Raw genomic sequence first — 17,758 nt, 5'->3', positions numbered from 1 at the left:
GCCGCCCGATGAGCCTGCGAGGCTTTTCCGCAGCCAGTGCCCGGCGCGAGTTCGCGCTGCTGCGCACCCGCCCCTGGGACCTGGCCATGATCTCGTGGGTGCCGCTGCTCGCGGTCTGGCTGATCTGGTGGATCTTCTCGGCGGGCCTGCCCGAGCGCTTGCCGATCGGCGTGCTCGATCAGGACCACTCGGCCCTCTCGCGCCAACTGGTGCGCTTTCTCGACGCCACGCCCGGCTTGCGCGTCGTGCAGCAGTACGACGACGAAGGCGCGATGGCGCGCGCGCTCACCAGCGGCGACGTCGATGCCGCCGTGCAGTTGCCGCGCGACCTGAGCCGCGACGTCAAGCAGGGCCGTGTCGGCCAGGTCGTGCTGTTGCACAACGCGCAGCTGGGCACGCATTCGAGCCTGATCCAGCGCGACGTACGCACCGCCGTCGCCACCGTGTCGGCTGGCGTCGAGCTCATGGTGCGCAACAAGCGCGGCGAATCGATGACGTCGGCGCGCGTAAGCATGGAGCCGATCAAGGCGAGCATGGTGGCGCTGTTCAACACCTCGACCGACTACGAGCAGTTTCTCGGCGCCGCGCTCATTCCGGCGCTGCTGCACATCCTGGCGATGACAGCCGGCGCCTGGGCCGTGGGCCGCGAACTGCACGACCGCAGCATCGCGCAGTGGCTGGGCACTGCGCCGCGCTGGCACGAAGCGTTGGCTGCACTGGCGGGAAAGCTGGCGCTGCCGTTCGCCAGTCTTTCCGCGGTGGGGATCGCGGCGATGCTGTGGATCACGGTGGGGCGCGGGTGGCATCCGGTGGGGTCTGTGGGGTGGACGCTTTTTGCGCTGGTGGTATTCCTTGCGCTGTCGATTGCGCTTGGTGCTTTTGTCTCCAGCCTCACGCGGTCGTTGCGCACTGCGCTGTCGGCCACGGGCTTCATCACGGCACCGGCCTTCGCATTCGGTGGCGTGGGCTTCCCGCTGGTCGCGATGCCCTTCTTCGCGCAGGCCTGGGCCAACCTGCTGCCCTACACGCACTACATCCGCGTGCAGATGGAGCAGTTGCAGATGGGCGCACCGCTTGCCTATTCGGTGGCCACGCCGCTGTGGATGGTGCTGGCCACGGCCGTACTGCTTGCCGCGTCGGCCGGTGCACTGGTGCGTGCCGCCGGGGCTCCCGACACCTGGGGTGGCCGCTGATGACGAACGATGCGAGCCGCACCCGCCTCGGCGCTGCCTGGCGCGATACCGCGCTCGCGGTGCTGCGCGACAAGGGCGTGCTGCTGATCATGCTGCTCGCGCCCATCATCTACGGCTTCTTCTATCCGTGGCCTTACGGTACGCAGGCGGTGACGCGCGTGCCGGTGGCCGTGGTCGACCATGACCACAGCGGGCTGTCGCGACAGATCGCGCGCTTTGCCATGGCCAATCCGCGCCTGGACGTGCGAATGGTCACGGCCGACGTGCACGAGGCGCAGCAGGCGCTCTGGCGTGGCGAGATCGAGGGCTATGCGCTGCTGCCGGCCGACCTGAAGCGCAATGTGCTGCGCGGCACGTCGGCGGTGGTCACCATCGAGGGCAACGGCGCCTATGCGCTGCTGAACAAGGCGGTGCTGTACGGCTTCTCGGAGGCGGTCGGCACGGTCTCGGCGGGTGTCGAGATCCGCAAGCTGCAGGCCGGCGGCCAAAGCGCCATTCAGGCGGCACGCAGCCGCAGCCCGCTCAACACGCAGCTCGTCGCGCTGTTCAACCCGACCGAAGGCTATGGCAGCTACGTGGTGCCGGCGGTGGCGCTGCTGATCCTGCAGCAGACGCTGCTGATGGGGGCTGCGATGCTGGCCGGCACCTGGGCCGAAGCCGGGCGGCTGCGCGCTCCCGTGAGCGCATGGCTGGGGCGCCTGGGCGCGCTCTCGGTGTTCGGCTTCCTGAGCGGGCTCTTCTACTTCGGCTGGGTGTTCTTCCTGCAGGACTACCCGCGCGGCGGCAATCCGTGGGGTGCGCTGGTACTGCTCGCGTTCTATGTGCCCGCGATCTGCACACTGGGCCTGCTGCTGGGCTGCTGGTTCCGCGATCGCGAGCGGGCCTTGCAGGTGCTGCTCTTCACGGCCTTGCCGATGGCTTTTCTGTCGGGCTTCTCATGGCCCGTCGAGGCCTTGCCCGGACCGTTGCAGGTGCTGCGGTGGATTTTCCCGAGCACGGCCGGCATTCAGGCCTCCTTGCGCCTCAACCAGATGGGTGCGCCGCTGCATGATGTGCTGCCCTACCTGGGCGTGCTGCTGTCGCTGACGCTCGCAGGGCTGCTGACGCTGTGGCTCGCTGCCACGCCGCGCGCCGCCGACAAACACCCTTAGCGCTGGCTCTCGGCCGCCACCGCGCGCACCAGCCGCGTGGCCGGCCCGACCAGTTCACGCAGGTCGCCCGCGCGATCCTGCTCGATGGACTGCAACACCAGTTCGTTGATGCCGCCGACCACGGTCATCGCCATCTCGTTCGTCAGGTGCGCTGCAGGGCCCTCCGCGCTGCCGCTGCTGTTGATCGCGATCTGGATGAAGTTGGCGATCTCGTCGTTCACCCGGCGCCGCACCACCAGGCCCGGCATGCCCAGCCCCAGGATCTCGACGAAGAGCGTGCGCAGCAGCACCGGGTCTTGCGCCAGATAGTCGAAGTACGCGGTCATCGCCTGCTCGACTTGCGCATGCCAGGGCTGCACCGGGTCGAAGGCCTCGCTCACCGCCTGCAGGGCCAGCCGGCTCGCGGTTTCGTAGAGCGCGATCAGGCACTCGGTCTTGGTGCTGAAGTGCTCGTAGAACGTGCGGCGCGAGACGGCCGCCTCGCGCACGATGTCGGCAATGGTGGTTTCGGCATAGCCCTTGGCCGCCACCGCCTGCGCCATGCCCTGGAGCAGACGGGCGTAATGTTCGTTGGCCGGGCCTTCAGCAGGCTTGGCGACGGCTGTTTTTTCGATGGTTGCGCTCATGAATGGCACATTTTCCTACGTCTAGGTACTTGACAGTACCAACTCGCGATTGCACCATGGAGGCATTCGGTACGAAGTTGTACCAACCTTCCACCCCACACAGCCCGTGCTTTTTCGAGGATTGTTTTCATGACTGAACTCGTTGTCCGCCGCCTTCTGATCGATCTGCAATCGCCGTTTTCCCGCGACTGGTGCGGCGGCGATGCATTCTCGACCGCTTTCTTCAACGCCCTGTCGATGAGTTTTCCATTCGGCGAGCAGTTCTTCATCGACGCCGTGCGCGACGCGGTGGCCACCCTGCCGCCCGAGGTGCAGGAAAAGTACCGCGCCGATGTGCGCGGCTTCATCGGCCAAGAGGCCACGCACCGCCGCATTCACTCGCTGTTCAACACCCATCTCGAAAGCCAGGGTCTGGTGGACGGCTGGACCGCGCGCGCCGGCAAGCGCATGACCTTGATGGAAGGCGCCGACCCGCGCCATGCGCTGGCTGTCACCGCCGCCACCGAGCACTTCACAGCGATGTTTGCCGAATGGCTGCTCGCGCGCCCCGAAGTGCTCGACGGCGCCGAACCGCGCCTGCGCACTATGTGGCTGTGGCACAGCGCCGAAGAGCTGGAGCACAAGAGCGTCGCCTTCGACATCTACAAGGCTGCAGATGGTTCCGAGGCATGGCGCAAGCGCTGGTTCCGCCGCGTGACGATCATGTTTCTCAGCGACCTGATGCACCAGACCGTCGACAACCTGCGCCACGAAAAGCAGCTGTGGAAGTGGTCGACCTGGACGAGCGCCGCGCGCATCCTGTTGAGCCGCAATGGCCTGCTGCGCGGCAACCTGCGCGGCTGGCGCAGCTACCTGCGTGCGGATTTCCACCCGGCACAGCAAGACAGCAGCCTGTCGACGCGCTGGCTGGCGGACAACCGCGCGCAGTACGCGCCGGTGGGCGCCGCACCCGAGGCGGCCACCGCTCGATAAATCAGAAAAAGGTAGCGCGGTGCGTGTCGCCGCGGCCGGCCTGCGGATGGTCGGGGCGCAGGTTCAGGTCGTGCAGGGTGTCGAAGTCCGACGGGGCGTCGGGCACGCGCATCACCACTTCCAGCTCGTGCATCGACGTCACCCAACGGCCAGCCGGCGATTCGGCCGGCTCGTCGTTGGCGAACACGCCATCACGGATGTAGAGGGTTTCGCCTTCGGGACGCTCGCCATGAAGCTCGATCAGGCGCGCGATCGAGAAGTTGTACGTCACCAGCTTCTCGCGCGTCTTTCGGTCCTTGCCACCGCAATTGAAGGAGCCTTCAGCGGCGATGACGATGCAGGAGCCGTCCACGCCCCCGTCCACGTCGATCTCGTTGCCGGAACGCCAGATGGCGTTGGGCAGGCGCACCCGGACCTTGTCGATCACAAGGTCGCGTTGCTTGTTGAGACTGCCCAGGGGCGGGACGAGCGAACGCAACTGTCGCAATCGCTCTGCGAAGTTGTCGTCCATCAGGAATTCGACGTGATGGGTCGCGCTGCCGGATGAGCGCTTGACCACCTGCATGACGACATGGCGCGGCTTGCTCATGGCTGAACCCCTTTGCGAGCGTTGTGATCCGCGCCCGATGCGGGGCGCCAATGGCTTTGCTGCAAATTCATTGGAAATCGACTACAGATTAGAACTTTTGAATAAATGCAAATTGATGCATCATTTGTTTCCAACTGTATATCGATTGGCCCCGATGTGGAAGCCAATCAGCGACAAGCTCGCGCGGAAATGTCGCCAAAACGTCTCCCTGCTGTGATAGCAGGAAGACCGTTGTTTATTCCGCTGCCAATGCCTCGTCGAGCGCCTTGCACGAAGGCGCGCAAACCGTCTGGGATTTTCCGAGCACCTGGCGCGTGCGCAGTTGCGAGCGAATGCGGTGCTTGCCGCACATGAAGCAGGACATGGTCGCGCCGCTGAACGACGCCGAGGCGCGAAATGGCGAACCCGGCGTCTTGGTCTTGTAGCGCAGGCCGTCCGCCACCACTGCCGTCTTCACTTCACCCTTCGCCATGCGTCTTGTCCTTGTTGTTTGGTTCGGCACTGCGCATCGCGCGTGCAATGGTTTCCCTGGCGCTGACTTCAGCCGCAAGAGAAGCGTCGAGCGCCGAGCGGCAAAGCCCGGCGTGTTGATAGTTCAGATTTTCGTAGACCTCGGACGCGGCCGGATAGGCATCGAGCAGGCGGCCCAGATCGGCGCCCTGTTCGACATCTTCGAACTCGTGGACGAGGTGCTCGACCACCGAGCGGTACTGCTCGGCGCCGACGGGCACGGGACTGTGCTCGAGCTTTTCCAGCAGTTGAGCCAGCACGTGGGTCACTGCCAGATCGGTCTTGGGCGACGGATTTCGGGTCGTGTTCATGGTTTGCATCTGGGGGCAGCATACGCCTATGCAAGTGGCTGCTCGTACAGGGTCGTCTCGGCCTCCCCCGCTTTCTGGGCTGCCTGCATCCGCTGGAGCAGGCTGTGGAGCATCTCGGTCGACAACCCGTGGATCACCAGCCGGTGCCCCGCGCGCAGGGTGGACAGCGGCACCAGCGGGTGCTTGTTGTTGACCAGGATCAGGTGTTCGGGCGCATTCAGCAGGGTCGCCGTGTAGATGCCGATGGTTTCGTCCAGTTGCAAGGAGTTGGCCGCTCGCCAGAAATCGTTGTCGGTCAGCATCAACTGGTAGAGCGGCGTGAAAAGCTCGATCGCGCTCTGAAGATCGAGAAAGTTGAGCTTGCCGTGCGGCATGTCTTCCAGCCGCAGGCCCGGCTCCTTGATCATCGAGAAATCGACCTTCTCGGCCTTGCACAGCGCCAGCCCCTTCTCGCGCAGCGCCGTGTTCAGGCGAATCACGAAGTTGAAGAGGTTCAGGTCGTGCTTGAGGAACATCTCGTCCTTCAGCGCGTCGATGTCGGCCGGCTCCAGCGGGTTCGTGGCGACAGGCGCCGGTGAATTGCGCCCGATGAAGGCCAGCACCTGCGAGCCCAGGTGAAAGTGCCGCAGGATCAGCCAGTTGGCCTCCGGTGACACAAAACGCGTCAGGCCCCAGGCCAGGAACCGGTGCAGCAGCTTCGAGTGCGACCAGTTGCGCGGCACGAACACCTTGACGATCTGGATCAGGATGATCGTCAGCCGCGCCAACGGCCGCAAGAAAGGCAGCAGGTACTGCCGCGAACCCGAGCTCGAATCGGCCAGCCACGCCGACTTGACGTTGTCCGGCAGCGGCGTGCTCTGGTCGAGGTAGAGCGCGAGCCACGGACTGGGGTCGCGCTCGTCGTGTGCCTGGGTCAGAAATTCAGGCGTTCGATTCACTGGAAACCTCCGCCTGCGGCTGCGGTATTCGCCTTGGGGCGGCCCGGCGGCTCATGTCTCATTCGCTCCGTGATGTGCTGGAACTGCATCAGGTACAGCGCGGCCGTGTGGCGCGCCGTGTCGATGATCTGGCGGGCGGCGCGGGCCTGGCCTTCCACGGCCATCACCATCTCGACCGCCACGAGCCAGCGGCTCAGGTGGTTTTCGTCGTTGTGGCCGTGGTATTCGAGAAAGCGGAAGGCATCGGGCGGCAGCTTCAGGCCCGCCTTGATGAGCGGCAGCAGCGCCGGCACGATGCGCTGGCCCGTGCCTTCGATGATGTAGATGGCGCCCAGCAGGCCGATCGGGTCGCGCGTGGCGGCCAACCCGTGCAGGTAGGCGTTGAGCGCCTCGCCACCGGGGTTGCGGCGCAGCTCGCCGATCTGCTGGACCGTGCCACCGGCCTTCTTGTAGTCGTCGAACAGGATGTTGAAGTCGTTCTGCTCTTCGCCCGCATGCACGTCGATCAGCGAGGCCAGCATCTGGTACGGCTCGCTCAGCGAGGCCGCGCCTTCGCGCATCCACAGGCTGCCTTCGCGCACCTGGGGCACCCACTGCTCCATCCAGTTCAGGTAGTCGGGCAAGGCGAAGCGGCGCTCGCGGATCTGGCGGATCAGCGGCGTGCGCCAGACGCGCGAGCGGTAGTCGTGCCAGATGGCGGCCAGTTCCGTCAGCAAGGCGCCAAGGCCTTCGGGCGCGGCGGCCGGATCGTGCGGCGGCGCGATGACGAAATCGTCATCGGGCACCGCCGGAGCTGCCGCACGGGTTGCCACGGCAACTGCTGCCGCATCGACCGCCTCGACCTCAAGCAGCATGTACGCCGCCATGAACCGGCCCGACTCCGGCACATAGCAGAATATCTGCTCGCCGGGCTTCAGCGTCTTGGTGTGCAGGAATTCAGCCAGCATCACGAGGATCGACGCCGCGCCCGTGTTGCCGCGCCACGCCAGGTTGCTCCACCAGCGCTCGCGCGGAATCGACAGGTCGGCCTTCGCCATCAGGTCTTCCACCACCGGAATGAATTTTTCCGACGAGTAGTGGCACAGGAAGTGATCGATGCGCTTCGGATCGACCCAGCCATCGCGCACCAGCCCCGCGTACTCGTGAATGCCGATGTCGAACAGGTGCGGCAGCAGGCGGATGTCCTGCCGCAGCGACAGCGCGCCGGCGGCTTCCGCTTCAGCCCATGAGCCGAAATCGAGGTGGCCGCGCGCGCGGTCTTCGGTCAAGCCGAGCTGCATGCAGACCGGGTAGTCACCCGAGAAGGCACGCTGATGCACCCACTTCAGCTTCAGGCGCAACCCCGGCACACCCGCCAGCGCAGGCGAACCATCGGACAGCAGCAAGGCGCCTGCGCCATCGGACAGCATCCAACGCAGGAAGTGCGAGTCGAAGTCGGTCTCGTAACCACGTGCTGCAAAACGCGAGCGCTTGAACAGCCGCGACGGCATCTCGCTCGCCACCGCCATCGCCGTACGGTGCGCGCCCAGCTCGATGCCCTGCGCGGCCGTCTGGATCGCCGAGACGCCCGCGGCGCAGATGCCGTGCACCGAATGCGTTTCCATCGGCTGCGCCGCAAGCTCGCCCTGGATCATGTTCGCGAAGCCGGGCATCAACGTGTCGCCCCCCGACGATCCGCTGGCCAGCAACGACACGCGCGACAGATCGGCCCCGCCGCGCCGCAGGCAATCGCGGATCGCGCCGGCGGCCAGTTGCGCGTTGGTGTGCTGCGTCACGCCTTCGGCGTCAATGGCGTAGTGCCGCGTGAGGATGCCGTTCTCCGCCAGAATGCGCCGCTTGATGCGCTCCGACATGCGGTTGAGCGGTGCGATGTACGCGTCCATGCGCTCGTTGGGAATGGGTTCGCCCGGCATGAAATAGCCGGCGCTTTCAAGGTAGACGCGTTGGAATGGAACGGGCATGGGTTCAGGTGATTGAAGAATCGGGAGGCATCAGCGAGCGGCTGCGAAAGCGCGGCCACACGGCCCCCAGCACGAACACCCGCACCATGTACGGCACCAGCCCGCCCTCGTTGAGCACAGGGGCAACCTGCGCGCGGTAGCGCGTGTGATGCAGGTGCGTGAGCTCGGACCAATGGGCATGCGGGTTCTCGTGATGTGCGGTGTGCAGGCCGATGTTGAACAGCAAGGGGTTCACCAGCCCCTCGAAATTGCGGGCGTAGTTCAGTCCGCTCCCGGGGGTATCGCCCAGCGCCTCTTTGCGCGGGGTATTGCGGCCATCGGCGTGTGCGTGCTGCAGGTAGTTGGTCGCCAGCAGCCAGTGCAGGCCATGCAACTGCGGCACGATCACGAACAGCAATGCCTTGCGCCAGTCGAGCGCCAGCAGCACGACCCAGCTCGCCAACCACAGCGCGTACTGCGCCATGCAGTAACGCCAGGCGCCGCGTTGATGCCTGCGTAACCTCGCGAGCCAATCGAAGAACACCGGCACCAGCACCCACACCGCCTGGAACGGGTGCAGCAGATAACCCCACAGGTGGTTCGTGTCGCCGCCGAAACGGTAGGTGCGCGCCACATCCTTCGGCCCGTGCCGGTAGCGATGGTGGTTGGCCACGTGCGCAGGCCAGAACACGAAGGTCGGATGCCCTTGCAGCAGCGTGATCCAGAAGTCGGTCAGCCGGTTCATGCGCCGCCCGCGCCACATGCGCAGGTGCACGTGGTTGTGATGGATCACGCCGATGCCGAGCGTCAGGAACAGCATCAACGCATACAGCAGCACGTTGAAGCCATGCACCCACTGCCAGGCCGCGAGCACAGGCAGCGCCACGAGGTAGGCCAGGCTCTGCCAGTCACGCCAATGCCGCAGGCGCGGCAGGCGACTGCGCGCGTCAGGCGGTCGCGCCATGCTGTTCGGGTTGGGGTTGCTGTTGTTGCCTTTGCAGTTGCTTGTCGCGGAAGGCCTGGAAAAGTGGCTCGGCCGCATCGGCCGCGATACGGGTGCGGAACAACCGGTCCATGAAAGTGAACTGAAAGCCGTAGTTGCCGTTGTGAACGGCATGGTGCAAGTGATGCCGGCGGCTCGCGGCAAACCAGTGGCTGTACGACACCCCGGTGAAGAAATCGTAGTTCGAGTGCCCGACGCAATTGAAGAACAGGCTGAACACCGGCACCGCCGCGAGCGACCAGAAGCTGAAGTCGTGCACCACCATCGGCAGCAGGATCACGTTGCCCAGCATCAGTGCTTCGATGGGATGAAAGCTGTAGGTGGCCCACGGCGTGGTCACGAACGAACGGTGATGCGGCCCGTGAAAGCGCCGCAGAAAGCGTGTGTGCAGCAGGCGATGGTTGATCCAGAAATGCACGTCGTTCCAGACCGCGAGCACGAGGATCTCGACCGCGATCTGCCGCCAGCCTGCATCGGGATCGAGCCGCGCCCAGCCCAATTGCAGCAAGCCCCACGGAAACACCATGCCGAGCCCGAAGATCAGCACCGAAATGCTCGACTGCCCCACTTCGCGCCGCAACTGCCCCGGCTGCAGGGGGCGCGGATCGAGCGCGCGCCCGATGCCGAGCGCCGGCAACACCCGTTTCGTCAGCAGCCAGGTGAGGCCGCCGAAACCGAAGTAGATGCCGCCGAAAAAAAGCACGCCCCACAGCATGACCTGCAGGGCGGACAGCGAAGTGAAGGTCTGTGCCATCCCCCGAGGCTACAACAGCATCTCGGGAACGATCGGCGCAATGAGCATGTTGTAGAAGCGCTTGAAGAAACCCGACTCGGGTTCGGCGGTCAGGATCACTTCCTTTTCGCCGTCGTTGGTGAGCCACTGCAGCGTGCCGGTGCCCTTGGCCAGCCGCAGCCGGTAGGAGTTCTGCAGCTTGCTGATGTTGATGACGCGCAGCATCTCGCGCGCCAGTTGCGGGCTGTCGACCACCAGCCCCATCTCGGTGTTCTGGCTGGCCGAGCGCGGATCGAGGTTCATCGAGCCGATGAAGATGCGCTCCTTGTCGATGGCGGCGGTCTTGGCGTGCAGCCGGCCGAGCGACTTGCCGAACATGCCGAATCGCTCGCCCGCGCTGGTGCGCTGCGGGCTCAGCTCGTACAGGTCGGCGCCGCCTTGCAGCAGCCGCTCGCGGTAGCGCGCGTAACCGGTGTGCACCAGCGGCTCGTCGTTGGCGGCCAGCGAATTGGTCAGCAGCGTGACCTTGACCTTGCGCCTGGACAGGTCCTCGAACGCCGCCATGCCGCGCTCGCCCGGCACGAGGTACGGGGAGGTCATGTCGACCTCGGTCTTGGCATCGAGCAGCAAGGCCCACACCTTCATCGTCACGCTGGTGGCGATGGCCTCGTCGGCCGTCATGGTCGCAGGCTTGGTGGGCGGATCGGCAATGGCGCGGGCCTCGCCCCACAGCAGGCCCATGCGGCCGCCATCGAGTTCTTCACCGATGGGGCCGTAACCCAGGATGTCGGACGGCGGCAGCACGATCTTCGGCGGCGGCGCGGCCATGCCGACCCAGCTGTCGAAATCGGCAACACCGGGCTTGCGGCCGCCCTCGCCCGTCACGATGTCGGCAATGGGCCAGACCTGCACGCTGTTCCAGTAGGCATCGAAGATCGATTCGAGCTGCGGCACGACCTTGCCGACCACCAGCGCGTCCATGTCGATGAAGTTCTGCGCCTCGCTCAGCACGAAGTATTCGTCGGCGATGTTGCGCCCGCCCACCACCGCCATCGCGCCGTCGGCAATGAAGAGCTTGTTGTGCATGCGGTGGTTGAGCCGGTTGATCTCGAACGGCGAGGCCACGAAGCGCGAGAGGAGTCCGTTGCGGCCGCAGCAGAAGGGGTTGAACAGCCGCACCTCGACATTGGGCGTTTCGGACAGCGCCAGCAGCAGTTGCTGGCTGTTGACGGTGTACAGGTCATCGACCAGCACCCGCACTTTCACGCCCCGGGCCGCAGCCTCGCGCAGCGTGCGCAGCAGCAGACGGCCGACGGCATCGTTTTCAAGCTGGTAGTACTGCACCACCAGGGAGCGCTGGGCCCGTTGGGCCAACTGGATGCGCGCATCCAGTGAATACACGCCCAGCGGCATCAGCCGAAAACCCGAGTGCTCGCCGGGCGGCGTGGAGGCGGCGGCGATCTTCGCCAGCGGGGTCGACGGATCGGCCGAGGCCGCCTGCTCGGCGGGCCGCTCGCGCGCCGGGGGCAAGGAACCGCAAGCGCCGAGTGCCGCAATCAGCACGCCCGCAAGCGCCATGCGCAGAAGACAGATACAGGCGTTCATGAGGGGTGGTTCCAGTGCTTCGTTTTTGTCAGCCGTTGCCTTGAGTACGCCCACCGGGCGCTGCCGGTTTCACATGCCCCTTGCGGCGGATGCGAGGCCTAGAATTCGCCCCACACCGCTTCGGAGTTACATCATGGCCCGATCGACCTTCTCGCGCATCGCCTTGATGACAGTTTTTGCAGCCCTGGCCCACCCCGCCTGGGCCGCCCTGGACATCGGCGACCCCGTGCCCCGCTTTACCGCCAACGCCGCGCTGGGCGGCAAGACCTTCCGCTATTCGCTGGCCGATGCGCTCTCCAAGGGGCCGGTGGTGGTGTACTTTTTTCCGGCGGCCGACTCCAACGATTGCTCGATCGAAGCCCATGCCTTCGCCGAGGCCGTCGACCAGTTCGCCGCACTGGGCGCCACCGTGATCGGCGTATCGGCGGACGACATCGGCACGCTGGCGAAGTTCTCGGTCAAGTCCTGCCAGAACCGCTTTCCCGTGGCGTCGGACGAATCCAAGGCCGTGATCCAGGGTTTCGATGCCTTGATGCAGACACGGCCGGACTTTGCCAACCGACTGTCGTACGTGATCGCACCAGACGGCAAGGTCGCCTATTACTACCAGAACCTGAACCCCGACAAACATGTGGAACGCATGCTGAACGCGGTGCGGGCTCTGCCAAAGGCCACGGCAGCCAAATAAAGGCAGAAGGACAGCCGGCCCCGCGGCCACGGGTTCTGCGTGCTTCGCGCAAAATCCTGCCCCATGCAGCTCAACTACATCGCCAACGCGGACGTTCCGTCCTCCTCCGGCCGCACCCTGCCGGTCATCGATCCCTCCGACGGTCAGCCTTTCGACGAAATCCAGCGCAGCAACGCCGCCGACATCGACTCGGCCGTGCGCGCCGCGCGCGACTGCTTCGAGGGTGTGTGGCACAAGGTCAGCGCCGCCGACCGCAGCCGCCTGCTCTACAAGCTGTCGCAAAAGATCGCCGAGCACGTCGACGAACTGGCGCTGATCGAGCAGCGCGACTGCGGCAAGCCGGTGAAGCAGGCGCGCGCCGACGCGGTGGCGTTGGTGCGTTACTTCGAGTTCTATGCCGGTGCCTGCGACAAGCTGCACGGCGAGACGATTCCCTACCAGGACGGCTACAGCGTCTTCACCTGGCGCGAGCCGCACGGCGTCACCGGCCACATCATTCCGTGGAACTACCCGATGCAGATCTTCGGGCGCAGCGTGGGCGGCGCGCTGGCGGCGGGCAACGTGTGCGTGGTGAAGCCGGCCGAAGACGCCTGCCTTTCGCTGATCCGCGTGGCGCAGCTGGCGGCCGAAGTCGGCTTTCCGGCGGGCGCGCTCAACATCGTGACGGGCTACGGCCATGAAGTGGGCGACGCGCTCGCGCGGCACGAAGGCATCGACCACATCAGCTTCACCGGCAGCCCGAAGATCGGCACGCTGATCCAGCAGGTGGCGGCCGAGCGGCATTGCCCGGTCACGCTGGAGCTGGGCGGCAAGAGCCCGCAGATCATCTTTGCGGATGCGGACCTGAACGCGGCGATTCCCGTGGTCATCAACGCCATCGTGCAGAACGCTGGCCAGACCTGCTCGGCCGGCTCGCGCGTGCTGATCCAGCGCGACATCTACGAGCCGCTGCTCGAGCGCCTGGGCCATGCCTTCGAGGCCCTGCGCGTGGGCCCCGCGGCGATGGACCTCGATGTCGGTCCGCTGATCCGCCAGACCCAGCAGCAGCGCGTGTGGGACTTTCTGAGCGATGCGCAGCATGCCGGCATTCCGATGGTGGCGCAGGGCGTCGTCGTCGAAGAGGCGCCTGAAACCGGCTTCTACCAGGCCCCCACGCTGCTGCGCGACGTGCCAGTGAACCACCGGCTGGCACAAGAAGAAGTGTTCGGCCCGGTGTTGGCTGCGATGCAGTTCGCCGATGAAGACGAAGCCGTGGCGCTCGCCAACGCCACCCAATTCGGCCTTGTGGCCGGCGTGTGGACGGCCGATGGATCGCGCCAGTTCCGCATGGCCAGGCGCGTGCGCAGCGGCCAGGTGTTCATCAACAACTACGGCGCGGGCGGTGGCGTCGAGCTGCCCTTCGGCGGCGTGAAGTCTTCAGGCTACGGCCGCGAGAAGGGCTTCGAGGCGCTGTACGGCTTCACCACGCTGAAGACCGTGGCCGTCAAGCACGGCTGAAAGCAAGAGTCCTTCCGGGGGTACCGCGGAACCGGCTTTGCCGGGCCGCAGGTACCGCCCCCGGTGAGGGGGTTGGAGAAGCGACACGAAGTGCGCGAAGCCTGGGGGAGAGCCATTACCCCAGCGCGGTATCGAGCAACATCATCAGCACGAAGCCGATCATCAGCCCGCTGGTGGCAAAGGCTTCGTGACCCTTGCGGTGCGATTCGGGAATGATCTCGTGGCTGATCACGAACAGCATCGCGCCCGCCGCAAAGCCCAAGCCCCAGGGCAGCAGCATCACCGAATGGCCGACCACGGCCGCACCCAGCACGGCGCCCAGCGGCTCCACCAGCCCTGACGCCATGCCGATCAGCACCGCGAACATCCGGCTGTAGCCGGCCGCCAGCAACGCCACCGCCACGACCAATCCTTCGGGCACGTCCTGGATCGCGATGCCGGTGGCCAGCGCATCAGCGCGCAAACCGTTGTTGGCCGCATAGCCGACGCCGATGGCCAGCCCCTCGGGCACGTTGTGCAGCGCAATCGCGAACACGAAAAGCCAGGTGCGGCGCAACTGCTTGGCCGACTGCCCTTCGCGCCCCTTGATGAAGTGCTCGTGCGGCAGCACGCGGTCCATCACCATGAGCACGAGGCCGCCCAGCAGGATGGCGGAGCCGATCACGCCGCCCGCCGCCCAGGGGCCGCCGCCGAAGACGCCCACGCTCCTCGCCGCTTCCAGCCCGGGGATGATCAGCGAGAAGGCGCTGGCCGCCAGCATGACGCCGGCACCGAAGCCGAACAGCGTGTCCTGCAGCCGTTCGGGCAGCTTCTGCGAAAACATCACCGGCAGCGTGCCGAGCGCAGTGGCCAGCGCAGCCACCGAGCCCCCGAGCAAGGCGTTCCAGACGATCGGGTCGGCGCGCACGAATTGCCAGAACTGCGACACGAGCACCAGCACGCCGGCAGCGACGATGGCCAGCCCGATCCATTCGCGCACCGAATACGCCGGCCTTGACCGGAGGGGCGCGGCAAGAACCTGGCGCTGTTGCGGCTCGTCGTTCACGCGTCCGTCCTTCAGCCGCCGATGGCTGCTGCGTAGCGCCGGGCCACCTCGGCCCAGTTCACTACGTTGTAGAAGGCCGCGATGTATTCGGGGCGGCGGTTCTGGTACTTGAGGTAGTACGCGTGCTCCCACACGTCCAGCCCCAGGATCGGCGTGTTGCCGGAGCCGATGCCCTGCATCAGCGGGCTGTCCTGGTTGCCGCTGCTTTCGACGGCCAGCTTGCCGCCCTTGGCGACCGACAGCCAGGCCCAGCCGCTGCCGAAGCGGGTGAGCGCGGCCTTGGTGAAGGCGTCCTTGAAAGCGTCGAAGCCGCCCAGGTCGGCATCGATGGCCTTGGCGAGCGCGCCCATGGGAACGCCGCCTCCGCCCTGGCCCGCAGGTGCCATCACGGTCCAGAACAGACCGTGGTTGGCATGGCCGCCGCCGTTGTTGCGCACTGGCGCGCGCAGCGCCTCGGGCAGCTTTTCGACGCCGACGATCAGTTCCTCGACCGGCAAGCCCTCGTGCGGCGTGTCCTTCAGGGCCGCATTCAGGTTGTTCACATAGGTCTGGTGGTGCTTGCTGTGATGGATTTCCATCGTCTGCGCGTCGATGTGGGGTTCGAGCGCATTGAAGGCATAGGGCAAGGCTGGGAGGGTGTATGGCACGGTTCGGAAGCTCCTTGGTTGGAAGAGCCCTTTGCGTTGTCGACGTGCTGCGTACTCAGGCGTCCAGATGATAGTAATTCGCATTGGCGACGTCAAGACATCCGAGTGCCTGATGGCGCAAACCAGCCAGTGCCCAGAGGCGCCTTGTGACGGTCGATACACTGCACGCGGCACCTCTTTCCGGGAGATACAACATGCGTCTCGCAGACACCTCCGTCACGATGAAGCTCAAGAAAAGCGCCCGGCACTTCGTCCTGCCTATTGCCCTGCTGCTCTGCACCGGCCTTGCCGGCGCGCAGACCGCCACGCCACCGGCCGGCGAGTACATCTACGAAGGCGGCAGCGGCGCGTTGCGCGTCAAGCCCGACGGACGTTTCGACATCACCACCATCGGCGCCAACGCCCACACCTGCGCCCTCGACGGCGCCATCGTGCGCGGCAAGGCCAAGCTCGGCGACTCGGGCTGCGTGGTGAACTTCGCGACCAGCGCCGACAAGGTGCAGGTCAGCACCAACGGTGCGGAGCAGTGCCGCGAAAACTGCGGCATGCGTGCCGGCTTCGAGGGCACCTACACCCGGCCCACCCCGGCCTGCACCGACAAGGCCGTGTCGAACTCCCGCAAGAGCTTCAAGCGCCAGTACGACGCCAAGGACTACGCCATCGCCCTGGCCACCCTGTCCCCCGTGCTCTCGGAGTGCGACAAGACCCTCGACTGGATCACCAAGGGCTGGATGCGCAACGACATCGCGCTGACGCAGTTCAAGCTCAACGACCGCACGAGCTGCCTCAAGACGTTGCAACCGCTGGCCGAGGATGCCGCCCGCACCGACGACGGCATCAAGGACAACTACCCGCCCGCCGATGCCGAAATTTTCCTGCCCGTGGTCCGCGCCACGCGCACGAACCTGAAGCTCTGCCGCGGATAGCCCGCCGATCACCCGCGCAGTGCAACAGGCGGCGCCCAAGACCGCCGTGCCGAATTTCCTTTCACAACAAGACGGAGACAACACCATGAAGTTCTTCAAGCGCAGCCTCTGCGCCGCCGTGCTGGGCCTGGCCCTTCCCCTGCTCACCGCGGCGCAGTCGCTGCCAACGGCAAAACCCGAGCAGGTCGGCCTTTCCACCCCACGCCTGCAGATGCTCAGCGACGTGCTCAAGGCCGACGTGGCGGCCGGCAAGATCCCCGGCGCGGTGCTGCTGGTGGCACGCCAAGGCAAGGTCGCCTGGTTCGAGCCGGTCGGCAAACTCGACCCCGCCAGCGGCGTGGCCATGCCGAGCGACGGCATCTTCCGCATCTACTCGATGAGCAAGCCCATCACCACCGTCGCCGCGATGATGCTGGTGGAAGACGGCCGCCTGAAGCTCGACGACCCGATCGCCACGTACCTCCCCGAGTTCACCCGCATGACCGTCGGCGTCGAGAAGCCGGGGCCAGACGGCAAGCCGGTGCTCGACACCGTGCCAGCGCGCCGCCCGATCACCGTGCAGGACCTGATGCGCCACACCTCGGGCCTGACCTACGGCTTCTTCGGCCCCGGCCTCGTCAAGCAGGCCTACAACGCGGCCAACCTGGGCGCCGACGATCCGACCAATGCCGAGTTCTCGCAGCGGCTGGCCAAGCTGCCGCTGGCCTACCAGCCGGGCACGACCTGGGAGTACAGCCACTCCACCGACATCCTCGGCCGCGTGGTCGAGGTGGTGTCGGGCCAGTCGCTCTACCAGTTCGAGAAAAGCCGCCTGCTCGACCCGCTGGGCATGAAGGACACCAGCTACTACGTGCCCGAGCCGGCGCGCCAGCCGCGCATTGCCGAGCCGTTGTCCAATGACCGCAGCTTCGGCGTGGGGGCCGACTTCAACGATCCGCGCGTGGTGCGCAAGCTCGAATCGGGCGGCGGCGGGCTGGTGTCGACGGCAGGTGACTACGCGCGCTTTTTGCAGATGCTGCTCAATGGCGGCTCGCTGGACGGCAAGCGCTACCTGGGCCCGCGCACGCTGGCGCTGATGACGGCCGACCACTCCAACGCCGGTGCCGGCATCGTGCCCGGCCCGCTCTACCTGCCGGGCGCCGGCTACGGCTTCGGCCTGGGCTTTGCCGTGCGCCGCAACGACGGCGAGGCGCCTTACCCGGCGGCCGGCGGCGAGTACAACTGGGGCGGCGCCGGTGGCACCTACATGTGGGTCGATCCGAAGAACGAGATGTTCGTCGTGCTCATGCTGCAGTCGCCCAAGTACCGCACCCACTATCGCAGCCTCACGCGCGACATGGTCTATGCGGCGATGCTCAAGTAGCCTGCGGTGCGCCGGCCCTTG

Annotated in this window: 18 protein-coding genes; 7 read left to right on the top strand and 11 right to left on the bottom strand. The window is 66.1% G+C overall.

Annotated elements, in window-relative coordinates; translation table 11 throughout:
* Window positions 1-8 precede the first annotated feature (8 nt).
* A complete protein-coding gene (locus tag H7F35_RS27575; protein ID WP_187109705.1) occupies window positions 9-1,193 on the top strand; it encodes an ABC transporter permease in 1,185 nt (394 codons plus the stop codon).
* Window positions 1,193-2,344, top strand: a complete 1,152-nt coding sequence (locus H7F35_RS27570) for an ABC transporter permease (RefSeq protein WP_187109704.1) — start codon at window positions 1,193-1,195, stop codon at window positions 2,342-2,344. The genes H7F35_RS27575 and H7F35_RS27570 overlap by 1 nt, the downstream gene beginning before the upstream one ends.
* Here the strand turns inward: H7F35_RS27570 and H7F35_RS27565 are convergent.
* Window positions 2,341-2,970, bottom strand: a complete 630-nt coding sequence (locus H7F35_RS27565; RefSeq protein ID WP_187109703.1) for a TetR/AcrR family transcriptional regulator — start codon at window positions 2,968-2,970, stop codon at window positions 2,341-2,343. The two genes, H7F35_RS27570 and H7F35_RS27565, sit on opposite strands and share 4 nt — an antisense overlap.
* A 129-nt stretch (window positions 2,971-3,099) precedes the next feature.
* On the opposite strand from H7F35_RS27565, the gene H7F35_RS27560 reads away from it, so the two are divergent.
* Window positions 3,100-3,942 (top strand): metal-dependent hydrolase, encoded by an 843-nt coding sequence (locus H7F35_RS27560; RefSeq protein WP_187109702.1) that lies wholly within the window; start codon window positions 3,100-3,102, stop codon window positions 3,940-3,942.
* Window position 3,943: 1 nt separating this feature from the next.
* On the opposite strand, the gene H7F35_RS27555 is transcribed toward H7F35_RS27560, so the two are convergent.
* The 8 genes from H7F35_RS27555 to H7F35_RS27520 all read right to left on the bottom strand — a co-directional run bounded on the left by H7F35_RS27555 (window position 3,944) and on the right by H7F35_RS27520 (window position 11,571).
* Window positions 3,944-4,531 (bottom strand): hypothetical protein, encoded by a 588-nt coding sequence (locus H7F35_RS27555; RefSeq protein ID WP_187109701.1) that lies wholly within the window; start codon window positions 4,529-4,531, stop codon window positions 3,944-3,946.
* A gap of 235 nt (window positions 4,532-4,766) precedes the next feature.
* Window positions 4,767-5,003: a hypothetical protein gene (locus H7F35_RS27550; protein ID WP_187109700.1), complete on the bottom strand. Its 237-nt coding sequence runs from the start codon at window positions 5,001-5,003 to the stop codon at window positions 4,767-4,769.
* A complete protein-coding gene (locus H7F35_RS27545; RefSeq protein ID WP_187109699.1) occupies window positions 4,990-5,361 on the bottom strand; it encodes a hypothetical protein in 372 nt (123 codons plus the stop codon). The genes H7F35_RS27550 and H7F35_RS27545 overlap by 14 nt, the downstream gene beginning before the upstream one ends.
* A 17-nt stretch (window positions 5,362-5,378) precedes the next feature.
* Entirely contained in the window at window positions 5,379-6,290 is a 912-nt protein-coding gene (locus tag H7F35_RS27540; RefSeq protein ID WP_187109698.1) for a DUF6999 family protein, read from the bottom strand.
* The gene (locus H7F35_RS27535; RefSeq protein WP_187109697.1) at window positions 6,287-8,251 is read right to left on the bottom strand and encodes a 3-oxoacyl-[acyl-carrier-protein] synthase III C-terminal domain-containing protein; all 1,965 of its coding nucleotides are present in this window, start codon (window positions 8,249-8,251) and stop codon (window positions 6,287-6,289) included. The genes H7F35_RS27540 and H7F35_RS27535 overlap by 4 nt, the downstream gene beginning before the upstream one ends.
* Before the next feature lie 4 nt (window positions 8,252-8,255).
* On the bottom strand, window positions 8,256-9,194 hold the full coding sequence (locus H7F35_RS27530) for a fatty acid desaturase family protein (RefSeq protein ID WP_187109696.1): 939 nt from the start codon (window positions 9,192-9,194) through the stop codon (window positions 8,256-8,258).
* On the bottom strand, window positions 9,178-9,987 hold the full coding sequence (locus tag H7F35_RS27525; protein ID WP_187109695.1) for a sterol desaturase family protein: 810 nt from the start codon (window positions 9,985-9,987) through the stop codon (window positions 9,178-9,180). Before H7F35_RS27525 ends, H7F35_RS27530 begins: the two co-directional genes overlap by 17 nt.
* Window positions 9,988-9,996: 9 nt before the next feature.
* Window positions 9,997-11,571 carry a phospholipase D family protein gene (locus H7F35_RS27520; protein ID WP_187109694.1) on the bottom strand — a complete coding sequence of 525 codons (1,575 nt, stop codon included), beginning with the start codon at window positions 11,569-11,571 and terminating at the stop codon, window positions 9,997-9,999.
* A 133-nt stretch (window positions 11,572-11,704) separates the two neighbouring features.
* Here H7F35_RS27520 and H7F35_RS27515 point away from each other — a divergent pair, with 133 nt between their 5' ends.
* On the top strand, window positions 11,705-12,259 hold the full coding sequence (locus H7F35_RS27515) for a peroxiredoxin (RefSeq protein WP_187109693.1): 555 nt from the start codon (window positions 11,705-11,707) through the stop codon (window positions 12,257-12,259).
* A gap of 63 nt (window positions 12,260-12,322) precedes the next feature.
* The gene (locus H7F35_RS27510; RefSeq protein ID WP_187109692.1) at window positions 12,323-13,756 is read left to right on the top strand and encodes an aldehyde dehydrogenase family protein; all 1,434 of its coding nucleotides are present in this window, start codon (window positions 12,323-12,325) and stop codon (window positions 13,754-13,756) included.
* A 115-nt stretch (window positions 13,757-13,871) separates the two neighbouring features.
* On the opposite strand, the gene H7F35_RS27505 is transcribed toward H7F35_RS27510, so the two are convergent.
* Together H7F35_RS27505 and H7F35_RS27500 are read right to left on the bottom strand one after the other, a co-directional pair.
* Complete coding sequence (locus tag H7F35_RS27505; RefSeq protein ID WP_410010732.1) at window positions 13,872-14,801, bottom strand: ZIP family metal transporter; 930 nt, start codon at window positions 14,799-14,801, stop codon at window positions 13,872-13,874.
* An 11-nt stretch (window positions 14,802-14,812) separates the two neighbouring features.
* Complete coding sequence (locus H7F35_RS27500) at window positions 14,813-15,448, bottom strand: superoxide dismutase (RefSeq protein WP_187109691.1); 636 nt, start codon at window positions 15,446-15,448, stop codon at window positions 14,813-14,815.
* 194 nt (window positions 15,449-15,642) lie between these two features.
* Between H7F35_RS27500 and H7F35_RS27495 the strand changes: the two genes are divergently transcribed.
* Both H7F35_RS27495 and H7F35_RS27490 read left to right on the top strand, forming a co-directional pair.
* Window positions 15,643-16,374: a hypothetical protein gene (locus H7F35_RS27495; protein WP_261803376.1), complete on the top strand. Its 732-nt coding sequence runs from the start codon at window positions 15,643-15,645 to the stop codon at window positions 16,372-16,374.
* An 85-nt stretch (window positions 16,375-16,459) separates the two neighbouring features.
* Window positions 16,460-17,737 (top strand): serine hydrolase domain-containing protein, encoded by a 1,278-nt coding sequence (locus tag H7F35_RS27490; protein ID WP_187109690.1) that lies wholly within the window; start codon window positions 16,460-16,462, stop codon window positions 17,735-17,737.
* Window positions 17,738-17,758: the final 21 nt, after the last annotated feature.

Source organism: Variovorax sp. PAMC26660, from assembly GCF_014302995.1.
Classification (GTDB): domain Bacteria; phylum Pseudomonadota; class Gammaproteobacteria; order Burkholderiales; family Burkholderiaceae_C; genus Variovorax.
This window is presented reverse-complemented; position numbering and strand designations above follow the sequence as displayed.